Source organism: Candidatus Abyssobacteria bacterium SURF_5 (genome assembly GCA_003598085.1).
Lineage (GTDB): Bacteria > Abyssobacteria > SURF-5 > SURF-5 > SURF-5 > SURF-5.
In genome coordinates this window covers 1-16,813 of the sequence record QZKU01000051.1, presented here as the reverse complement: position 1 = coordinate 16,813, position 16,813 = coordinate 1, and the positions used below count along the sequence as shown (strand labels likewise).

15 protein-coding genes are annotated in these 16,813 nt (G+C 54.7%); 3 read left to right on the top strand and 12 right to left on the bottom strand.

The features are described from left to right. Nucleotides 1–196 precede the first annotated feature (196 nt). Nucleotides 197–859: a thymidylate synthase gene (locus tag C4520_06945; GenBank protein ID RJP23071.1), complete on the top strand. Its 663-nt coding sequence runs from the start codon at nucleotides 197–199 to the stop codon at nucleotides 857–859. A 10-nt stretch (nucleotides 860–869) separates the two neighbouring features. Here C4520_06945 and C4520_06940 read toward each other — a convergent pair whose 3' ends face one another. The 10 genes from C4520_06940 to C4520_06895 all read right to left on the bottom strand — a co-directional run bounded on the left by C4520_06940 (nucleotide 870) and on the right by C4520_06895 (nucleotide 11,251). After that, the gene (locus tag C4520_06940; GenBank protein ID RJP23070.1) at nucleotides 870–1,463 is read right to left on the bottom strand and encodes a carbonate dehydratase; all 594 of its coding nucleotides are present in this window, start codon (nucleotides 1,461–1,463) and stop codon (nucleotides 870–872) included. A gap of 153 nt (nucleotides 1,464–1,616) precedes the next feature. Then, nucleotides 1,617–2,171 carry a 2-oxoacid:ferredoxin oxidoreductase subunit gamma gene (locus C4520_06935; protein RJP23069.1) on the bottom strand — a complete coding sequence of 185 codons (555 nt, stop codon included), beginning with the start codon at nucleotides 2,169–2,171 and terminating at the stop codon, nucleotides 1,617–1,619. Between the two features lie 14 nt (nucleotides 2,172–2,185). Further along, nucleotides 2,186–2,902, bottom strand: coding sequence for a 2-oxoglutarate oxidoreductase (locus tag C4520_06930; protein ID RJP23088.1), 717 nt, complete (start codon nucleotides 2,900–2,902; stop codon nucleotides 2,186–2,188). Nucleotides 2,903–2,997: 95 nt separating this feature from the next. After that, nucleotides 2,998–4,083, bottom strand: coding sequence for a 3-methyl-2-oxobutanoate dehydrogenase subunit VorB (gene vorB, locus C4520_06925; GenBank protein RJP23068.1), 1,086 nt, complete (start codon nucleotides 4,081–4,083; stop codon nucleotides 2,998–3,000). 18 nt (nucleotides 4,084–4,101) lie between these two features. Continuing rightward, entirely contained in the window at nucleotides 4,102–4,332 is a 231-nt protein-coding gene (locus C4520_06920) for a ferredoxin family protein (protein ID RJP23087.1), read from the bottom strand. 117 nt (nucleotides 4,333–4,449) lie between these two features. After that, nucleotides 4,450–5,448 (bottom strand): hypothetical protein, encoded by a 999-nt coding sequence (locus C4520_06915; GenBank protein ID RJP23067.1) that lies wholly within the window; start codon nucleotides 5,446–5,448, stop codon nucleotides 4,450–4,452. Nucleotides 5,449–5,587: 139 nt separating this feature from the next. After that, the gene (locus C4520_06910) at nucleotides 5,588–7,036 is read right to left on the bottom strand and encodes a tetratricopeptide repeat protein (GenBank protein ID RJP23066.1); all 1,449 of its coding nucleotides are present in this window, start codon (nucleotides 7,034–7,036) and stop codon (nucleotides 5,588–5,590) included. Next, on the bottom strand, nucleotides 7,011–8,831 hold the full coding sequence (locus tag C4520_06905; GenBank protein ID RJP23065.1) for a Zn-dependent exopeptidase M28: 1,821 nt from the start codon (nucleotides 8,829–8,831) through the stop codon (nucleotides 7,011–7,013). Before C4520_06905 ends, C4520_06910 begins: the two co-directional genes overlap by 26 nt. Then, a complete protein-coding gene (locus C4520_06900; protein ID RJP23064.1) occupies nucleotides 8,788–10,512 on the bottom strand; it encodes a dihydroxy-acid dehydratase in 1,725 nt (574 codons plus the stop codon). The genes C4520_06905 and C4520_06900 overlap by 44 nt, the downstream gene beginning before the upstream one ends. Nucleotides 10,513–10,747: 235 nt before the next feature. Next, complete coding sequence (locus tag C4520_06895; GenBank protein ID RJP23063.1) at nucleotides 10,748–11,251, bottom strand: cyclic nucleotide-binding domain-containing protein; 504 nt, start codon at nucleotides 11,249–11,251, stop codon at nucleotides 10,748–10,750. 314 nt (nucleotides 11,252–11,565) lie between these two features. Between C4520_06895 and C4520_06890 the strand changes: the two genes are divergently transcribed. Next, complete coding sequence (locus C4520_06890; GenBank protein ID RJP23086.1) at nucleotides 11,566–12,486, top strand: branched-chain amino acid transaminase; 921 nt, start codon at nucleotides 11,566–11,568, stop codon at nucleotides 12,484–12,486. A gap of 33 nt (nucleotides 12,487–12,519) precedes the next feature. Continuing rightward, nucleotides 12,520–13,632 carry a hypothetical protein gene (locus C4520_06885; GenBank protein RJP23062.1) on the top strand — a complete coding sequence of 371 codons (1,113 nt, stop codon included), beginning with the start codon at nucleotides 12,520–12,522 and terminating at the stop codon, nucleotides 13,630–13,632. Nucleotides 13,633–13,705: 73 nt separating this feature from the next. On the opposite strand, the gene C4520_06880 is transcribed toward C4520_06885, so the two are convergent. Then, nucleotides 13,706–13,897: a hypothetical protein gene (locus C4520_06880; protein RJP23061.1), complete on the bottom strand. Its 192-nt coding sequence runs from the start codon at nucleotides 13,895–13,897 to the stop codon at nucleotides 13,706–13,708. Between the two features lie 53 nt (nucleotides 13,898–13,950). Then, nucleotides 13,951–16,554 carry an insulinase family protein gene (locus C4520_06875; protein RJP23060.1) on the bottom strand — a complete coding sequence of 868 codons (2,604 nt, stop codon included), beginning with the start codon at nucleotides 16,552–16,554 and terminating at the stop codon, nucleotides 13,951–13,953. Nucleotides 16,555–16,813: the final 259 nt, after the last annotated feature.

Genomic DNA, 16,813 nt, shown 5'->3' with positions numbered 1-16,813 from the left:
GTATCGGCGTGACCGCCCTCACCCTTTTTTTCAAAGCGAGAAAATATACAATTCTCTCTTCGTCGCAGGGACACCGTGTGCCATGCCCTCGGCACGTTCCTTCATTCGGGTTAAGCTTGAAGTTTCTTCCGCGACCTCTTATAATTAGCGGCACCTGTTACGGACATCCGGAGAAAATCCAAAGGATACGCGGAGAATGGAACATACTTTTATCAAGGCATTCAGCCTGCCGGAAAGCTGGGTGGCGCTGGTGCGCGCGATACTCGCAAAGGGACGCGAATTCAGGATCGACTCCGGCAGTTATGCGGGTCAAACGCGAAGAGAGCTTGATTTTGTCACCATTCAGGTGGAGCGGCCTTCGCATCCGCCCATTGTCCCGACGAGCGGCATGTTTCCGCCTCAGTGCACGTTCCCGCCACCAACATCCTTGGATTATGTCGATAACGACTATGTTCCGAAATATCTTCTCTCGAGTGAAAGGCAGTCGAACGAAACATACACGTACGGCCAGCGGCTGATGCAGCAGTTTGCCGACGTGGTCGCAATGTACAAGCGCGGGCATCGGACCAATCAGGGAACAATCGAGATCGCGCAGCCGGCCGATATCAAGATTTCCGATCCGCCGTGCCTGCGGCTGATCGACACCCGCATTCAGGATAACAAGCTTCACTTCTTCTTGTATTTCAGGTCGTGGGATGCATGGGGCGGCTACCCCGCAAACATGGCAGGCCTTCAGCGGGTGAAAGAGCTGATGGCGTACGAGATCGGCGTCGACGACGGTGAATTGTGGGCGTGCAGCAAGGGTCTGCATCTGTACGACATTTACTTCAGCGTCGCCGAACAACTACGAATGCCCTGATCCGGGCTTATCAGGTCGCCTGTTTCACCGCCTTCCTCGGGCGCAGGTATCCCTCCGCAAGCTTCATGTTCATCTCGACGACGTCGTTCATGAAGTCCTGTTCTTTAGCGCCTGTCTTTGAAAGTCGCGAGACAGCCTCGGCGGAATTCACTACCGACCCGGCGGGAACCAGCGTATCCGGCAGCAGCTCGACGCCTTCCACAATCGCGCCGGTTCCGACATATGTGCCGGCGCCAACGCTGGATTTGAACACGATCGCTCGGAACCCGATGAAACAGCGATCGCCGATCGTGCACGGTCCGTGAACGATGCATCCGTGCGACAGCGAGACGCGCGTGCCTACACTTACCCGCTGGCCGGCGAGCGAGTGCACGATTACGCCGTCCTGCACGTTCGAATCGGATCCGATCACAATCGGCGCCACGTTTCCCGATGCGTCCATCTCATCGGCCCGAATGACGGCGTGCGGCCCAACAAGAACACGTGAACCGATCTCGACTTTTCCGATAACGCGAGCGGAAGGATCGACATACGCGGAAGAAGCTACAACAGGCTGATCATCGGCGGGGTTGGCTGCGACGGCGGCATTAATTCTCTTCATCATCGTCTCTCCTCGTTTGGCGGTGATGGGTGTGAATCAGTGCTACGACTGAAAGCACCTCCGTTACTGAAAGGAATGGTACTGCAAGCTGCATCACGGATGACAGAAACCTGGGGTGGTCACCCGGAGCGCAAGGCCTCAAATCTGATTTTCACCTCAGAGCTTTCTGGCAAGCTGATTGCCTTCACGAACGGCTTTCTTGTTCAACTCGAGCAGTGATTCGCGCCGGGTGCCTGCGAACCGTTTCGTAAGCGCGCGCTCGATCATTCCAATGGGGACCGACTCCACTTTGCCGGCATAGGCCCCAAGCAGCACCATATTCGCCACCTGCAGATCGCCAAGCTCGATTGCCTTCTCGGACGCAGGAACGTGGAAAACCTCGATATCGTTGCGCTCGCCCTTGGCAGAGATAACGCTATCGTCGCACACAAGAATTCCCCCCGTTTTCAGCCGCATCTCGAAATTCGTGAAAGACGCCGGGTCCATCACGATCGCGTGCAGCGGATTGAAAATGAGCGGGCTCGGAATGACATTGTCCGAGAAAACAACGGTTGACTCACTTTCCCCACCGCGCATCGCCGGCGAATAGTTCGGGAAATAGGCCACGTGCTTGTATATCTGCATTCCGGCCTCGGCCAATATCTGTCCCAGTGTCAAAACGCCTTTTCCACCGATCCCGGAAAACGTAACTTCGTAGTACCGGTTGCTCATGATCCGCTTCTCCTTCAACTCTTCGGTTCGCCGTTGTAGATGGAATCGATGTTCTTGAATTCGCCGAGCGGGAACTCCTTGATCATGTATTCCTGAATGTAAGCAACCGCTTCAACCGGAGACTTCCCCCAGACCGACGGGCAGGCGGAAAGGAACTCGACGAAACTGTAGCCGGCGCCATCCACCTGTTTTTGAAACGCGGTTTTCAGAACGCGCTTTGCCTTCCGGAAATTGGCGGGAGTATGCACGCTGACGCGAGCGGAATAGGATATCCCCTTCATATATGCCGCCAGTTCCGCCCCGTGGAACGGGAATCCTTCCGTGCTCTTGCGGCCGTCCTGCGTCGTCGTGGTCTTCATTCCGAGAAGCGTGGTGGGCGCAAGCTGTCCGCCGGTTTGTCCGTAGCCGGCGTTGTTGAGGAAGATGGTTGTCAGGTTCTCATTCCTGAGAACGGCGCTCATGAAGCATCCCAGCCCGATTGCGCCAAGATCGCCGTCGCCCTGCAGGGTGAACACGAGTGCATCGGGGTGAATCCGCTTTGCCGCTGTCGCCATGGCCGGCGCGCGTCCGTGCGGGCATGAGGCCCAATCAATATTGATGGAAAGCGGCGCGCCGCCAAAGCTGCAGCCGACGCCCGCGAAACCAATGGCCTTGCCCGCCAGCGTCATCTCCTCGAGCACCTCGCAGATGACGCGGGTGATGATGCCATAGTGGCAGCCGGGACAGTACATGCTGGGGAAGCCGGTCCTCAGATCGGGCCTTCCGCAAACCAGAACTTTGTTTTCGCTTGTCGTGCTCATGATGGAATTTCCGTCTCCGTTTCTCTTTATTCGCTGAGAATCTTTTTGATCTCCTGGAATACGCGCTCGGGGAAAATGAGTCCCTGCGGCTGATCACTGTTGCGCGCCCACAGGCCCAAATAGTCAACCGGGACCTGCGCGCGCACGGCGAAATCGACGTCTTCCTTCATCTGGCCGTTGCTATCCTCCACGCATAAGACTCGTTTGGCCTTCAGCGCCGCTTCACGCAACGCTTCCTCGGGATACGGCCACAGAGTGATCGGTCTGAACAGGCCCACCTTCATCCCCTCGGCCCGAGCCATCTCAATCGCCTTTAGGCACGTGCCCGCGGTGGAACCATATGAAACGAGCAGCAGATCGGCGTCATCCGCGTATTTCTTCTCGTAGCGAATCTCACTTTCCTCGATCTTCTTATATTTCGTCATCAGCGCTTCATGCCAGGAAACGACGCCGCCGTATGAAAAGAAGCCGACAACGTGCATGTAGCGCAGTCCGTTCTTATTATCCGTTCCCTTGAGCGCCCAGAATTTATCAGGCAGTTCCTCGTCGAATTTTATCTCCTTCAGCTCAACGGTGGCCGCCATTTGCCCGAGGACGTAATCGGAGAGCACGATGCACAGGATGCGGTATTTGTCGGCCAGGTGGAACGCCAACTGCATCAACTCGTAAATCTCCTGAACCGAAGCCGGCGCAAGAACGATTGCGCGATAGCCGCCGTGCCCGCCGCCCTTCACGATGCACCGGTAGTCGGTCTGGCCGGCCTGGCCGCCAGTCCCGATGCCCGGCCCCATCCGGGAAACGTTTACCACGACGCACGGCGCCTCGATTTCTCCGATGTACGAGATGCCCTCCTGCATCAGCGCGTAGCCGGGACTCGAAGTCGATGTCATCACGCGAGCGCCCGAAAGAGCGCCGCCATATACCATGTAGATCGAGGAAACCTCGCTCTCCGACTGCACGAAAACGCCGCCGACCTTCGGCATCTCGCGCGACATGAATTCCGGAATGTCGTTTTGCGGGGTGATCGGATACCCGAAAAAGTATCTGCAATTTGCCGCGATCGCGCCCCGGGCAACGGCCTCATTTCCGGTTATAAACATTCTCTCAGTCATCTCGCTCGCATCTCCCCCTCATTTGGTCTCATCGACGAACTTGTACACTTCAATGGCAAAATCAGGGCACATGTTGCCGCACGTGCCGCACGCAGAACATTCCTCCTCGTTTACGAATTCCGGAAGAAGCGCTCCCGACTGCGTAAATTTTTCCCTCGAGATCTGAATGCAGGCCTTCGGACAATATTCGACGCACAGCCCGCACCCTTTGCAGATGTCGCTGAAAATTACTATCTCACCTTTCGCCATTTCGCTCTCCATTGCTTTTGAGAAACAGGATTTTTCCCCTTTGCAGAACGTGTGACCGATCACGACTGGGTCACAGTTTATCGCGCCGGCGGGCGTTATCAATCGCCCCCCGTTACCCTAGAAATTTACACAGAACTCCGGCTTCTCGCCGCGGGCAACAAGCTTCATGTTTCTCGCCACCTGCGCGAAATTATTCGCACGTGACTCGGCGGTGGAGGTGGCGATATGAGGAGTGAGCACCACATTGTCAAGCTGGAGCAATTCATCATCGAACGGGACCGGCTCCTCCCAAAAAACGTCAAATCCCGCGCCCGCTATTTTCCGCTGTTTCAGCGCACGGATGCAACCTTCCTTTTGTACAAGACCCGCCCGCGCGATATTGATGAGGTAAGCGCTCGGCTTCATCTTGCATAACTCGCCGTAACCGATGATCCCGCGCGTCTCCTCCGTAAGCGGGCAATGCAGCGAAACAAAATCGCTCTCGGTCAAGACCCTGTCGAGCTGCTCGGTCCCTCCCAAAAAATCCACGTCGGGAGTATGTATGTGATCGTGATATTTATCAACGGCAAGGACGGTCATGTCGAAGCTTTTCGCCCGTTTCGCCGCCTCTTTCCCGCTGTGCCCGAGTCCGATCAGACCAAGGACTTTTCCGCCGAGTTCGGAACCGAGCGGAAGAAAGAAAACCCCCTTGCGCAGGTTCGCCTGCGCCTCGTTCAGTTTCCGCGAGAGCAGCATCATGAGAGCAATCGTGAGTTCGCCCATGGAAACGGCACTGCCATAAGGCACATTGGTGACATATACGTTTTTCCTGGTTGCCGCCTCTATATCGACGCCATCGAGACCGACTCCGGCTTGGGCGATAAGCTTGAGATTTGGGGCTGAATTTATGTCATCGGCGCCTACTTGCGAGAGAGCGGGAATAATGACATCAACGTCGCCCACCTGCTGCGACAGAGGAACAGAATCCTGGAGAAAGGCAAGCTCGACAGCAAGATCGCCAAGCTCTTCGTAGAAAGCCATGAGTGGACTTCCACCCGATGCTGCACTGGTGGTGGTCGCGCTGGGAGAAACGGCGATAAGGACCTTCATCTTGAGACAGCCTCCGACTAAACACATTTCTTCGAAGAGGAACGATCGTCACAACGGTCAAACCGCTGCGCCGCTGCAAGGTTGCCCCATTATAACAGTGGCAATCCTGTTTTTCAACAATTATTGAGAGTTGTTCAGAATAGTGGCGGTCGGAGGCGAAAAAACCCTATTCCGGCGAGGCGGACACCCCATCCTTCGCCTTTTCAAATTTCTCCAATTGTTCGCGATAATACGCCAGATCCTCGGAATCGGCGGCGATCGCTTCCTTTATGACGCCAATGGCAAGCTTATACTCGCCTTGGGCATAATAAGCCTCGGCAAGCGTGTCGATGTACATCGGATCGGGCTCAAGCTCGACCGCTGCCTGCGCATGCTTTTCAGCGGCAATCGGGTCGAATATCTCGGGGCATTTTGACGTCGCAAACAGCCAGGCGATCTCATTGTGTGCACCGGCCGGCTCGACAGGATATGCCTTGGCAAAAATATCCATTAGCTCGTCGCGCTGTCCGTTTCTCTCATAAAGTTCCATAAGGCGAAAATACGGCGGCTCGTAACGAGGCTCCATCACGATAGCCGTAAGGTATTCCTGCTCGGCTGTTTGATCATCCTTCTGTTCTTGATACAGGTCGCCGAGCGCGACGTGGGGAACAGCGGAATCAGGTCGGATAACCGCCGCCTTGCGAAACTCTTCAAGCGCTTTCTCTCCCTCGCCCGACTTGCGATAGGCCTGTCCCAGCCCCATATGAGCGGCGAAATTGCTGCCATCGAGCTCAAGAATTTGCAAATACTGCTGCTTGGCGACGGCATATTCCTGCTGTTCGAGCAGCGTTTCCGTTTTTCCCAACAAGATCATGATGTGAAGGCGCCGCGCCTCTTCATTCTGCTCATCGAGCTCAAGGGCAGCGGCAATGACCTTTTCGGCCTCATCCAGCTTGCCAACCCTCAGATGATACAGCCCGCGCACCACCAGCACGGCCGCATTCTCGGCATCGAGGGCGGAGGCCTTTTCAATAAGCTGTAACGAAGCCGGAGGGTCATCCGCATCCAGATAATTCCGAGCCTGCCGGAGCAGTAATTCGGGGTCGTCGGGATTCGACTCCAATTCTTTCCGCAGTTTTGCTATGGTGCCGCGCCCGGCAAGCACATTCTCAATCCACTCTGCAAGCGAACCGGCGTCCCGATAGCCGGCTTTCCTGTCGATCTCACCGTTGTCCAGTCGCGCGAAAACGATCATCGGATACGTATTGATATTAAGTCGCTGGGCTATCTGGGTTTCAACGTCGCCCTGGATTTTGACCGCGACCATGTCTTTGGCCGCCCTCACCACACGAGGGTCGGTAAACGACCATTTCTCCAGCAAATCGCAGGGCTTGCAGTCCCGGTGAGAGAAGTAGATCATGGCAAGGGGCGGGTTTGCTTGCTCGAGGATCTCGAGGGCCTCGCGATAAGTGAGCCATTCTATTTCCTTAGCGTCTGCACGGGATGAAACGGCGGCTTCGCCACCTGCCCGAAGCGAGCGAGAGACGGATCCATCTCGAGCACAATTCAGGCAGAGCGCGCACGCCATGATAGTGGACAACAGTTTCAGGCTAAACCTGTACTTCCAGCACCTCATTTTTTTCGTTCTCCGATTTATCCGCTTTCTTTGTCGAGAATATCGACTGCTGCAGAAGACGTCCTCCGACTGTACCGGCCGCAACAGCAATAAGGACAGCTGCCGGAGAAAAAAACCTGTAGGCGACGCCAAGCAACAGGTACCATAGGACGTACCAGCCGAGCCGCAAATTTCCTGAAACGGAAATCACGAGAAGGATAAGGGGAATGGCCGCCCCAAGAAACAACATCAGGTTCAAGGATAGGCGCAGCGGATCGCGACCCTGCACCATCCATATCCATAGCAGAGCGGCAGGCGCAAGAAACAGCGTGGCGGCAAATCCGTTCAATAAAAGAGCGATAATCGAACACGTCAACAATACGTCCAAATCCACCGCTTTTGAAACGGCAAAATCCGGCTCCCTCAGAGGAGGCAGCGCATGCCGTACGAAAACAACAAGCACCCAACAGCATACAAATACCGATGCTGCTATGGCGATGGCTTTCCAGTGAGGGCTGTAGAGGAATGGGTCCAGCGGAGTAGCCGGATACAACTCATATCTCGGGATATAGTTCAGCCGCACAAGCAGATAAAGCAGTGCGCTCGCGAGCATCCACGGCATCAAAAAGAGCACGAAGTTACACGCTTCGGCCATTACCCTTGGAAGGAATCTCTCATCCTTGCCGATGTTGATATAGTGGAAGCAGGTCGTAATCAGCAAAGGGAGAAATAACAGGAGCTGTATGCTCATCAGGGCGGGCCGGCCGATATAGCTTTCGCGCCGCAGCGGCAGAAAATAACCTTCGTCTCCCGGAGTGTCGGCAAGTGCATCGAGCGAACGGATCAAAAGTTCGGCGGCTTGTCCGAAAACCGTAAAGATCTCCGGTTTCAGATTTTCATGAGTGTCCAACTGGGTATGATAAATCGACCGCGCCAGAGGGCTATCAGTTTTGTTTCCGCCAAGATTGATTGCCGGGATTCCGGCGCGCACAAACGGCCCCTGATCAGTGCTGGATATGTTGGTGGCTCGAATCAGGTAGTGATTCAGGGATGACGGCGCCTTCGCTTGCCCATTGACTTTCGTCACGCAGTCCTCCGCCAGACTCCACAACCACAGCGGAGCATAGCCTTTGAACTGCCCTTCCCCCCTCAGGTAGATCCGTTCGGGTAGCTCAACCCTCACATAATCAAGCGAAACCGCAGCGAATATGTTCTCAAGCTCCGGATAGCTTTGAACAAAGTGTCGAGCCCCCAGCATCCCCCATTCTTCCCCGTCTGACGCGACAAAAATAAGTGTCTTCTCCTGTTCCTCGATCGAGAAAACCCGAGCCAACTCCAGCAGCACGCCCACTCCACTGGCATCATCCATCGCACCCTCTCGCACGTGAAAAGGGATATCATAATGAGCAAGAACAACAAGCGCGGTCTTGCGCACGCCGAAATCGATCCCAATGACATTTCGCCCCGAAACCCGGGACCCCTCGATCCATCCCGTAAATTCCTGAATCTCCGTCCGAAGTTCGAGGCGCTCCATCTCGCCTGCAATCCAATCCGCAGCGGCTTTGCTCCCCCCGGTCCCCATCGCCCGATGGGGATGCCCCGTTGCCAATCTGGTCGCCAAGTCATGCGCAGAAACAGGATCGAAAAGAGGGGTCGCATCGACCGGAGCTACTTCTTTGGCCTGTTTCGGGACCGACCGCAGAATCAAAACGATCAGCAGGCTGACAAGAGCAATACTTATTGCAAGAATTGCGCGCTGAAGATAAGTCATCTCAAGGGCTTCCGTGAATGTTTCTTTGTACCATTGCGCCTTCATCAAACTGAGTCGCCAGCAAATGCCAGTCGACCAGAATTCCGGACGCGACCCGGGGAGGGGGCGGCTGCCACCTTGCCAGTCGCTGTTTCATCTCGCCATCGCTCACTTCCAGATTGATTTCCCGATCAGGAATACTAATGGAAATGAAGTCGCCTTCCTCGACCGCCGCCAGCGGTCCGCCGATCTGGGCCTCCGGAGTTATATACCCCACATAGAGCGCACCGACCGTCGCTCCCGAAAAGCGGCTGTCGGTGACCACCGCAACGTTGCGCAGCCCGAGCATCTCCAAAAGCAGGACGACCTGGAAGTTTTCAGAAAATCCCGGGCCTCCTCGTGGTCCCTCGTATCGGACAACCAGGACATCGCCTTCGCTCACCCCGTCCGAGAGGATGCCCATGATAGCCGCCTGCTGAGTATCATAGCACTTGCACGGGCCCCTGAACCTCTGTTTCTCGTTGCCGGCAATGGTAAATCGGGAAAGCGAGCCTCGTGGGGCAAGATTACCCCTCAGTACGACAATGCCGCCGTGCGGGGCCAGGCTTTTTGGGAGCGGCCGGATGACGTTGTCATCTGCGATAACTGTTTCAGAGAGAACCTCGCCCACCGTCTTGCCACCTGCGGTCGGGCGCTTGACGGCTATCTCTGTCTCTATTCTTTTCAATACGGCGAACGGCCCGCCTGCACGGTTGAGATCGACCATTGTATAGGGACCGCTCGGCCGGATGGGACAGAAGTACGGAGTTTGATCGCTGATTCTCGCGAAAGTGTTTATGTCGACATTGAGGCCCATCGCCTTCGACAGACTCAGCAGGTGGAGAATCCCGTTGGTTCCCGCCGAAGTGGCCATGATCAGCCGGGCGGCATCCTGGATAGCTTCCTCCGTCACAAAATCAGAAAACCTGGCGCCTTCCCGGATCAACTTGACAATGGCGACGCCGGCCTCTTTTGCCTTCCGCAGGCGCTCGATGTCAGGACCCGGGATGGTCGATGTGCCGGGCAGGCACAATCCCATAACCTCTGTCGCCATCTGAACTGTATTGGCTGTGGTTAGCTCCGGGCAGGCCCCGCAGGAAGTAATCCATTTCCCCTCCATCTCGGCCATCGTATTATGAAACTCATCATCGGTTATCGCGCCGGAAAGTACGTCGTTCAGGCATCGCAGAATTACATCCGTGGGAAAGACAGTCGGTTCTCCATCGAAGGTCCCGGGATAGGCGGGGCCGCCGGTCACGAAAATGGTGGGCAAGTCCATTCTCGCAGCTCCAAGCCAGAGTCCGGGAATGCTCTTGTCGCATGTTCCAATGCAGACGAGGCCGTCCGCCCCGTAATTGCGCATCTGCACCTCGACCGAATCCGCAATCACATCGCGCTGGGGAAGGTCGTAAAGCATGGTCAGATCATCGATTCCGCGTTTCTGACAGTAGCCGCCGCAGGGGCCGATGGTGTTGAACTCTATCGGGGTTCCGCCGCCAAGATAAATACCGGCTTTTACAGCCTCCGCTACCTGACCCAGATGCATATGTCCCACGCCGGCATCCTGCATCGTATTGGCAATGGCAACCAGCGGGCGCCCGAGTTCGGCATCGATAAATCCACTTGCCTTGTAAAAGAACCGGTGCGTGCGCAGACCCATCAGAAGAGAGAGGGCCCGCGAGGCCTGTTCAGGCTCCAGTTTCTTCATCAATCGTTCATTGTCCACAAGTATTCGTTTACTGATATGGAGAAACTAACTATACCACAGTAAAATTGACTAAATCAAGCAACAGCGAGGGTTCTTGGCAGGCGCCGGGGAAAGGTCCGTTCGCGGATTTCCTTAAACCATGGCAGAGCCCGACACCTCGAAGATGAATGGTCTCCGTCGTATGACGAAGCATTTCGAATCGATTTCCAATCAACGTTGGAAACAAGTCGGGGAACTAAGATTGGAGGTGCTGAAGTTTCTCGAGGCGGGCCACAAGCTGTTCGACCTGCTTGTCGCGCTTCTGCAAACGATCATTTGCGTCGCGCAGTCGCTCCATCATCAGGTCTATTTTTCGCTCCAGGCGAACATGGTCCATGTTCATCCTTACCAGCCGTTCCGCCAGCATTCGCGCCAGTTTGAGACCAAGAGCGGGAGACGAGGCCAAAAAATCCGTCACTTTTTCGGATCCAACAACAAGAAACTGGCAAGAGGACATGGTCTTCACGGTCGCACTGCGGGGGATCCCGAGCAACGTGGATAATTCTCCCAGATAACTTCCCTCTTCCTCGACAACGGCTATTCGCTTGTCGTCTTTAAGAATTTCCACTTTCCCCGATAACAGGATGTACATCTCCGATGTATTCTCGCCTTCGGAAAACACGATTTCCTGCGGCAAGTAATTAACCTGCAGGGCTCTCAGTTTTTCCGATTCCTGGTATATTTTTACTAACTGATCCAAAGCTTCCCTTCCACAAGCACAACCCTACTATATATTGTGCAAAACCTGTTGGCAGTGTTGATAAGTTGTATCATCGGACCCGCTGCCTCAAAAAATCGGCAGAGGCGCCGTTTCCCAGCACAAAAAAGGTAGCAAAAATCGAACCAGTTATCATTTTTTTAAAGTCGCGACCGGCCCAAGCGGGTCCAAGCGGGCAAAAACGCTTGAACCAAAAAAAATGTTCTGATATAATCAGTTGCAACTCCAAGAGAAAAAGCAGGTTTGGCTTTTCCAGCCGGCGCGTGAATCGGAGAGATTCAGGAGAACCTATGAAAATGGATTTTGGGGCTTATGCCTTTTTTGAGGGCAATTTTGTACCAATCGAGGACGCGAAAGTCAGTATCATGACCCATACGTTCAATTACGGAACCGGAGTGTTCGAAGGGATACGCGGCTACTGGAACGGAAATGAGAGCCAGTTGTACATATTCAAACTGCAGAAACATTATCAGCGAATGTTCAAGAATTTCAACTTGTTCAGAATCAGGCTTCCCCTTTCGATCGAGGAGACCTGCCGAATCACCGTCGAACTGGCTCGTATGAACGAGTTTCGCCAGGATATGTACATTCGACCGATAGCCTACAAGAGTTCCTACGAACTCGGGCCGCGCATCGACGATCTGAAGGACGAGTTCACCGTTTTCAACATAAAGCTGGGCGATTACTTGGACACCGCCAGAGGCCTGAGTGTAATGGTATCGAGTTGGCGCAGGGTACCGGATAATTGCATTCCCGCGCGCAGCAAGGCAACGGGTATCTATATCAATTCGGCATTGGCATCGACGGAAGCCAAGGAAAACGGATTCGATGAAGCGATCATGCTCGCGCAAGACGGCTTTGTCTCCGAAGGAAGCGCAATGAATTTGTTCATGGTGCGCGATGGCGAGTTAATTACAACTCCGGTAACGTCGGATATTCTGGAAGGAGTTACCAGGGATACGATCATTCAGCTCGCGCGCGAGCAAATGGGCATAGAAACCGTCATTCGCCCAATCGGCCGAACGGAGCTGTATCTTGCCGATGAGCTTTTCTTCTGCGGCACGGGCGCACAGGTGGCGCCGGTAACCGCGGTGGATCGACGCGCTATCGGGAATGGCAACCCGGGCGAACTCACGCTGAAGTTGCAGGCTCTTTATTTCGACATGGTTCAAAACAGACTGCCGGAATACTCGCACTGGCTGACTCCCGTTTACTGATGTCCGGAAGGTGAAATATAATAGGGCGTCTTAATGATCGTCCAATGTATCCGGTGCAGCACCGAGTTCAGTTCAGATCATACGAGCAGCCATATCTGCCCCAACTGTCACTTCGTGTTCAGCGAAGGCGATTCCCCGCCAAAGCCCTCCAAAGAAGAACCTTCAGATGAGCCGGAATTGGATATTTTTCATTCGCCGTCTCCGCCGCGACGGCCCAGCTCGCACCGGCTCCTCGAGGAAAGCCGCTCCAAATGCGCTTTCCATCCCGACATTGACGCGATGGCCCATTGCAAGAATTGTGGAAGGCTGCTGTGCTATGCCTGCGCCAATGAAGACGCGGATGGGTTCATCTGCGAGCCGTGCGAACAAGGCGCAGAACCAGTCAAACCGCCCGCTCCCGAGCCCGAGCCGGTCCGGCAGAACGAACCGACGCGGCGGGAAGAGACAGGGACAGTTTCGAAGGCGATGGCGCGCGGGCCGTACGTTCCCTGGGAGTGTCGCCAACAGCTCGGCGGCTGGCACGCCTTCACAAAAACTTGGGCGCAATCACTTTTTACGCCTTTCCATTTTTTCTCGCGCGTCCCTATTATCCGAGAATATCAAAGTCCTCTTTTGTACGGATTCTATTGGACACTGATCGGGTTGGGGGGTGGCTTGTCCTGGCGCCTTATAAGAGGAGGATACCCGGGCAGGGCAGTTGCTTTCCTTCGCGGCGACGCGCCGGATTATTCCCTGCTCTTCACCCGGCGCACTTTGATCGGGATCGGCAGCATTGTTGCTTCACCCCTTCTCGGACTGCTCGTTCTTGTGGGGGCGTGCCTTCTGTATCACGTCTTTGTGGTGCTGATGACCAGTCGGCATGCAAGGTTTGAGTCGACGTTGAGGGTGGTATGCTACAGCGCCGGAACAAACATTTTTTTCTTCATTCCCCTCGTGGGAGCGCTGGTAGGCGGAGTCTGGCAATTCGTACTGGTGACAGTGGGACTACGACAAATGCATAGAATCGCCTATCCGACGGCCGTGACCATTGCATTAATCCCCTACACAATGCTGCTCGTCTTGTCTCTGGCTTTCCTCTACTGGGCGCTTTCCGGATACGATTTCGGATTGCTTGACTTCCTCGTCCGGCTGTCGGCCGATTTCTAATGAAAGCTGCCCGAAAGAATTACCTCAACGTTTCAATCCCCTTATCGAAGATTTTTGCGACGCCATGCCTTCTCTACTTGTGGATCTGGACGAACCGGCGGAACGAGCGGTCATACGTCTTCTCGACGCTGTCCGGGAAAAAACACGCCGGCAATTCATTCGAGGCACGGTGATAGGCGACGCATTCGCAGCAGATACCTTTTCTGCTGCACGGCTCATAGCTGCAATTGCACTTGCGCAGATTCCTCTCTTTGTTACACTCCAAAGCGCACGCTCCTTTCTCCCAACAATTCTTGTGTTGTTCACTCCGCCCGAAAGCTACTCACCTTGCATGTCGACGTCGCCAACCCGGACCATGACGTAGCGATCGAAATCGATGACTAGCGACAGCACCCGCTGAATGTCTTCGGCGGTTACCGCTCTGATTTTCTCATCATACGTTTTGTAATTGTCGTAGCCAAGTCCGTAAAGCTCGTCAAACGAAGCTTCCGTGGCAATCTGGCTGTTGGTTTGCAGCCCGATTGCGTGCTTCCCGATGAGTTCGATCTTCGCCCGTTCAAGCTCCTGGGGCTGGACGCCGCTCTCTTTGATATCACGAATCACGTCGAGCATTCCGGCGGCTGCGTCATCCTGCTTTTGAGGAATCGTGAGGATGTACATGACAAATGCGCCCGGCTCGACGCCCACGAGATTGAATGCGCCGACAGAATAAGCCAGACCCTGCTCGTCGCGCAGAACCTGGAACAGTTTCCCGCCCTGACTGTTGAGCAGGGCGGTCAGCACATCGAGCGGGTACCTGTCGGGATTGGCGACGGTGACGCCGGGGAACCCAATAACTATGGAGAGTTGCTCCTTGTTCAACTCCCGCTGCGCCCGGGTGATAACGTCCGGGAAATCGGGAGGAAACGCTGAAGGGGCGGGAGATTCCACTGGTCCGAGCGAGCCGAAATACTCCTGGACGAGATCAATAACCCGCTCCTCATCAATCTTGCCGAATATGCTGAGAACCATTCGCGACGGATTGACCGCCTTCGTGTGGAACGCCCGCAGATCGTCCGGAGTAAGCGAGGCAATTACCTCAGGATCTCCTTGCAGCAGGAAACTGTAGGGATGTCCATTGAACATGGTTTCGCGGAACAACTTCATCGAAGACGAGAAGATCTCGTCGTTGACGCTCTTGATATTGGCAAGCGCCGCCATTTTCTCTCGCTGCATTTCCTGCTCGGGGAAAACAGGATTAGCGACAACATCGCCCAGCACGGCAAGCCCTGTTTCAACATCGCTGCTGAGCATGCTCACGTCAAATCCGAAGCTGTTATGGCCGGAGAACGAGCTCATGGTGCCGCCGCGCGACTCGATTGCCGCCGCAATCTCCTCAGCCGAGCGCGTCTTGGTGCCCTTCAGCATCGTCTTGCTCATGAGATTGGTGATTCCATTGGTTTCCGGAGTCTCCGCCAGCGCGCCGCCAAGAAAAATCGATTTTATCGAAACGGTTTCCGTACTGGGGCCGTCGCGAAGCAGCAACGTAATCCCATTTGAGAGAACGGTTTTCTCTATCTGCGGAACATGCCGCTCTTCCCGCTGAACGACCTCCGCCGCCGGACCTTTTCCTCTCGGAAACAGGGCCGTCACGACCATGTTTTCCTCGAAGAAATACTTCCTGGCGACGCCTTGGATCTCCGCGGCAGTCACGCGCGCGACCGAATCGACATACCGCTTATCATAATTGAGGTCATGGGCCTCTACTTCGCCCGTTCCAAGGCTTCTGGCCTGGCCCTCTACGGATTCTCTGGAAAACAGATACGAGCTCAGCACTTTCGCCCTCGCCGTTTCCAGTTCCTCTTCGGTTACCTGCTCCGCCTTTACTTTTTCGATTTGCTGCCAAATAGCCTGCCTTACCTTTTCCGCGTTTTCCGGCTCAAATGAGCTGCTGACCCAGAACATGCCGGGATCCCTCGGTGTAGCCGACCATGCATCTATGTGATAGACAATGCCTTGCTTTTCCCGCAGCTCCCGGTACAGGCGCGAGGTATCGCCGCCGCCCAGGATGATCGCCAGCACGTCCATCGGATACACGTCGTCTGAAAAAAGGCTCGGCCCGTGAAACCCCATCATGCTCTGGGCCACGGTGACATCAAACTCCTCGCTGTACTCGCGCCCCCCTTCCTGGGGCGGCTCTGAAGGAACAGTGATGGGAGAGATCGATTTTCGCTGAAAATCGGCGAAGGCGGCTTCTATCTTCGGGAATGCATCATCCGCATCAAGATCGCCGACCGCTATAAACGTGATATTGTTGGGAATATACAGCCTTTTATAGTAAGTGACCAGGTCGTCGCGCGTCAGATTCCTCAGCAGATTCTCATACCCAATGACCGGATTGCCATACGGATGAACCGCGTATGCCGTCAACTGCGCCCTCATGTACAGGCGGCGGAATGCGTCATCGCGATTCATCTTTATCTCTTTGAGAATTACTTCACGCTCTTTCTCGACTTCAGCGGGATCGAAAGTCGAATTCATCAAGGCATCGCTTAAAATATCGAGGCACTTATCGAATGAGTCCCTGTGGAAGGTTATATAGTAGACCGTCCTGTCATAGCCGGTATAGGCGTTGGTCTGGCCGCCCGCCGCCTTCACTTCTTCCCCCAGTTGGCCGACGCTTCGCCGGTCCGTCCCTTTGAACAGCATGTGCTCGACGAAATGTGAGACCCCGCTGCCGATAAATTCCTGCTCGGTAACCGTCCCCGCTCTCACCCATGCCTGAATGGTTACCACCGGGGAATTATGGTTCTCGAGCAGGATAACGGTCATCCCGTTGTCGAGCACGACCCTGCGCGGCTCCTGGTCTTCTGCCACCGCGGAGGAAATCCATAACACCTGAAGCAGTAACAATAAAGCTATCCCAAAAGCATCTTTCCGCATTTTTCGGTCCCTTTTCTCAAAAATGAATCGGATTTTTCACTTATTTCAACGATGGAAGCCGGCTCGCGATTTTCATCGAGGCTCCTCATTGTTGCATGCCTCGAATGCAGCCGCGGCGGGCAACGTCAAATTATGACATGAAAAAGTATCTTTTTAATTAGGGTCCTCGCGAGAATTTGTGGGTAAGAGAAAGTCATAAATAATTGAAAAGCATGAACTAAATCCTGTATATCGAGTGTCTGATCAGGATGCTCGAAAG

Excerpts from the sequence above, each read along its gene's own strand:
- C4520_06945 (RJP23071.1), top strand. The coding sequence starts at position 197 with ATGGAACATACTTTTATCAAGGCATTCAGCCTGCCGGAAAGCTGGGTG.
- C4520_06940 (RJP23070.1), bottom strand. The coding sequence starts at position 1,463 with ATGATGAAGAGAATTAATGCCGCCGTCGCAGCCAACCCCGCCGATGAT.
- C4520_06935 (RJP23069.1), bottom strand. The coding sequence starts at position 2,171 with ATGAGCAACCGGTACTACGAAGTTACGTTTTCCGGGATCGGTGGAAAA.
- C4520_06930 (RJP23088.1), bottom strand. The coding sequence starts at position 2,902 with ATGTACTGTCCCGGCTGCCACTATGGCATCATCACCCGCGTCATCTGC.
- vorB (RJP23068.1), bottom strand. The coding sequence starts at position 4,083 with ATGACTGAGAGAATGTTTATAACCGGAAATGAGGCCGTTGCCCGGGGC.
- C4520_06920 (RJP23087.1), bottom strand. The coding sequence starts at position 4,332 with ATGGCGAAAGGTGAGATAGTAATTTTCAGCGACATCTGCAAAGGGTGC.
- C4520_06915 (RJP23067.1), bottom strand. The coding sequence starts at position 5,448 with ATGTGTTTAGTCGGAGGCTGTCTCAAGATGAAGGTCCTTATCGCCGTT.
- C4520_06910 (RJP23066.1), bottom strand. The coding sequence starts at position 7,036 with ATGAGGTGCTGGAAGTACAGGTTTAGCCTGAAACTGTTGTCCACTATC.
- C4520_06905 (RJP23065.1), bottom strand. The coding sequence starts at position 8,831 with ATGAAGGCGCAATGGTACAAAGAAACATTCACGGAAGCCCTTGAGATG.
- C4520_06900 (RJP23064.1), bottom strand. The coding sequence starts at position 10,512 with ATGAAGAAACTGGAGCCTGAACAGGCCTCGCGGGCCCTCTCTCTTCTG.
- C4520_06890 (RJP23086.1), top strand. The coding sequence starts at position 11,566 with ATGGATTTTGGGGCTTATGCCTTTTTTGAGGGCAATTTTGTACCAATC.
- C4520_06885 (RJP23062.1), top strand. The coding sequence starts at position 12,520 with ATGATCGTCCAATGTATCCGGTGCAGCACCGAGTTCAGTTCAGATCAT.
- C4520_06875 (RJP23060.1), bottom strand. The coding sequence starts at position 16,554 with ATGCGGAAAGATGCTTTTGGGATAGCTTTATTGTTACTGCTTCAGGTG.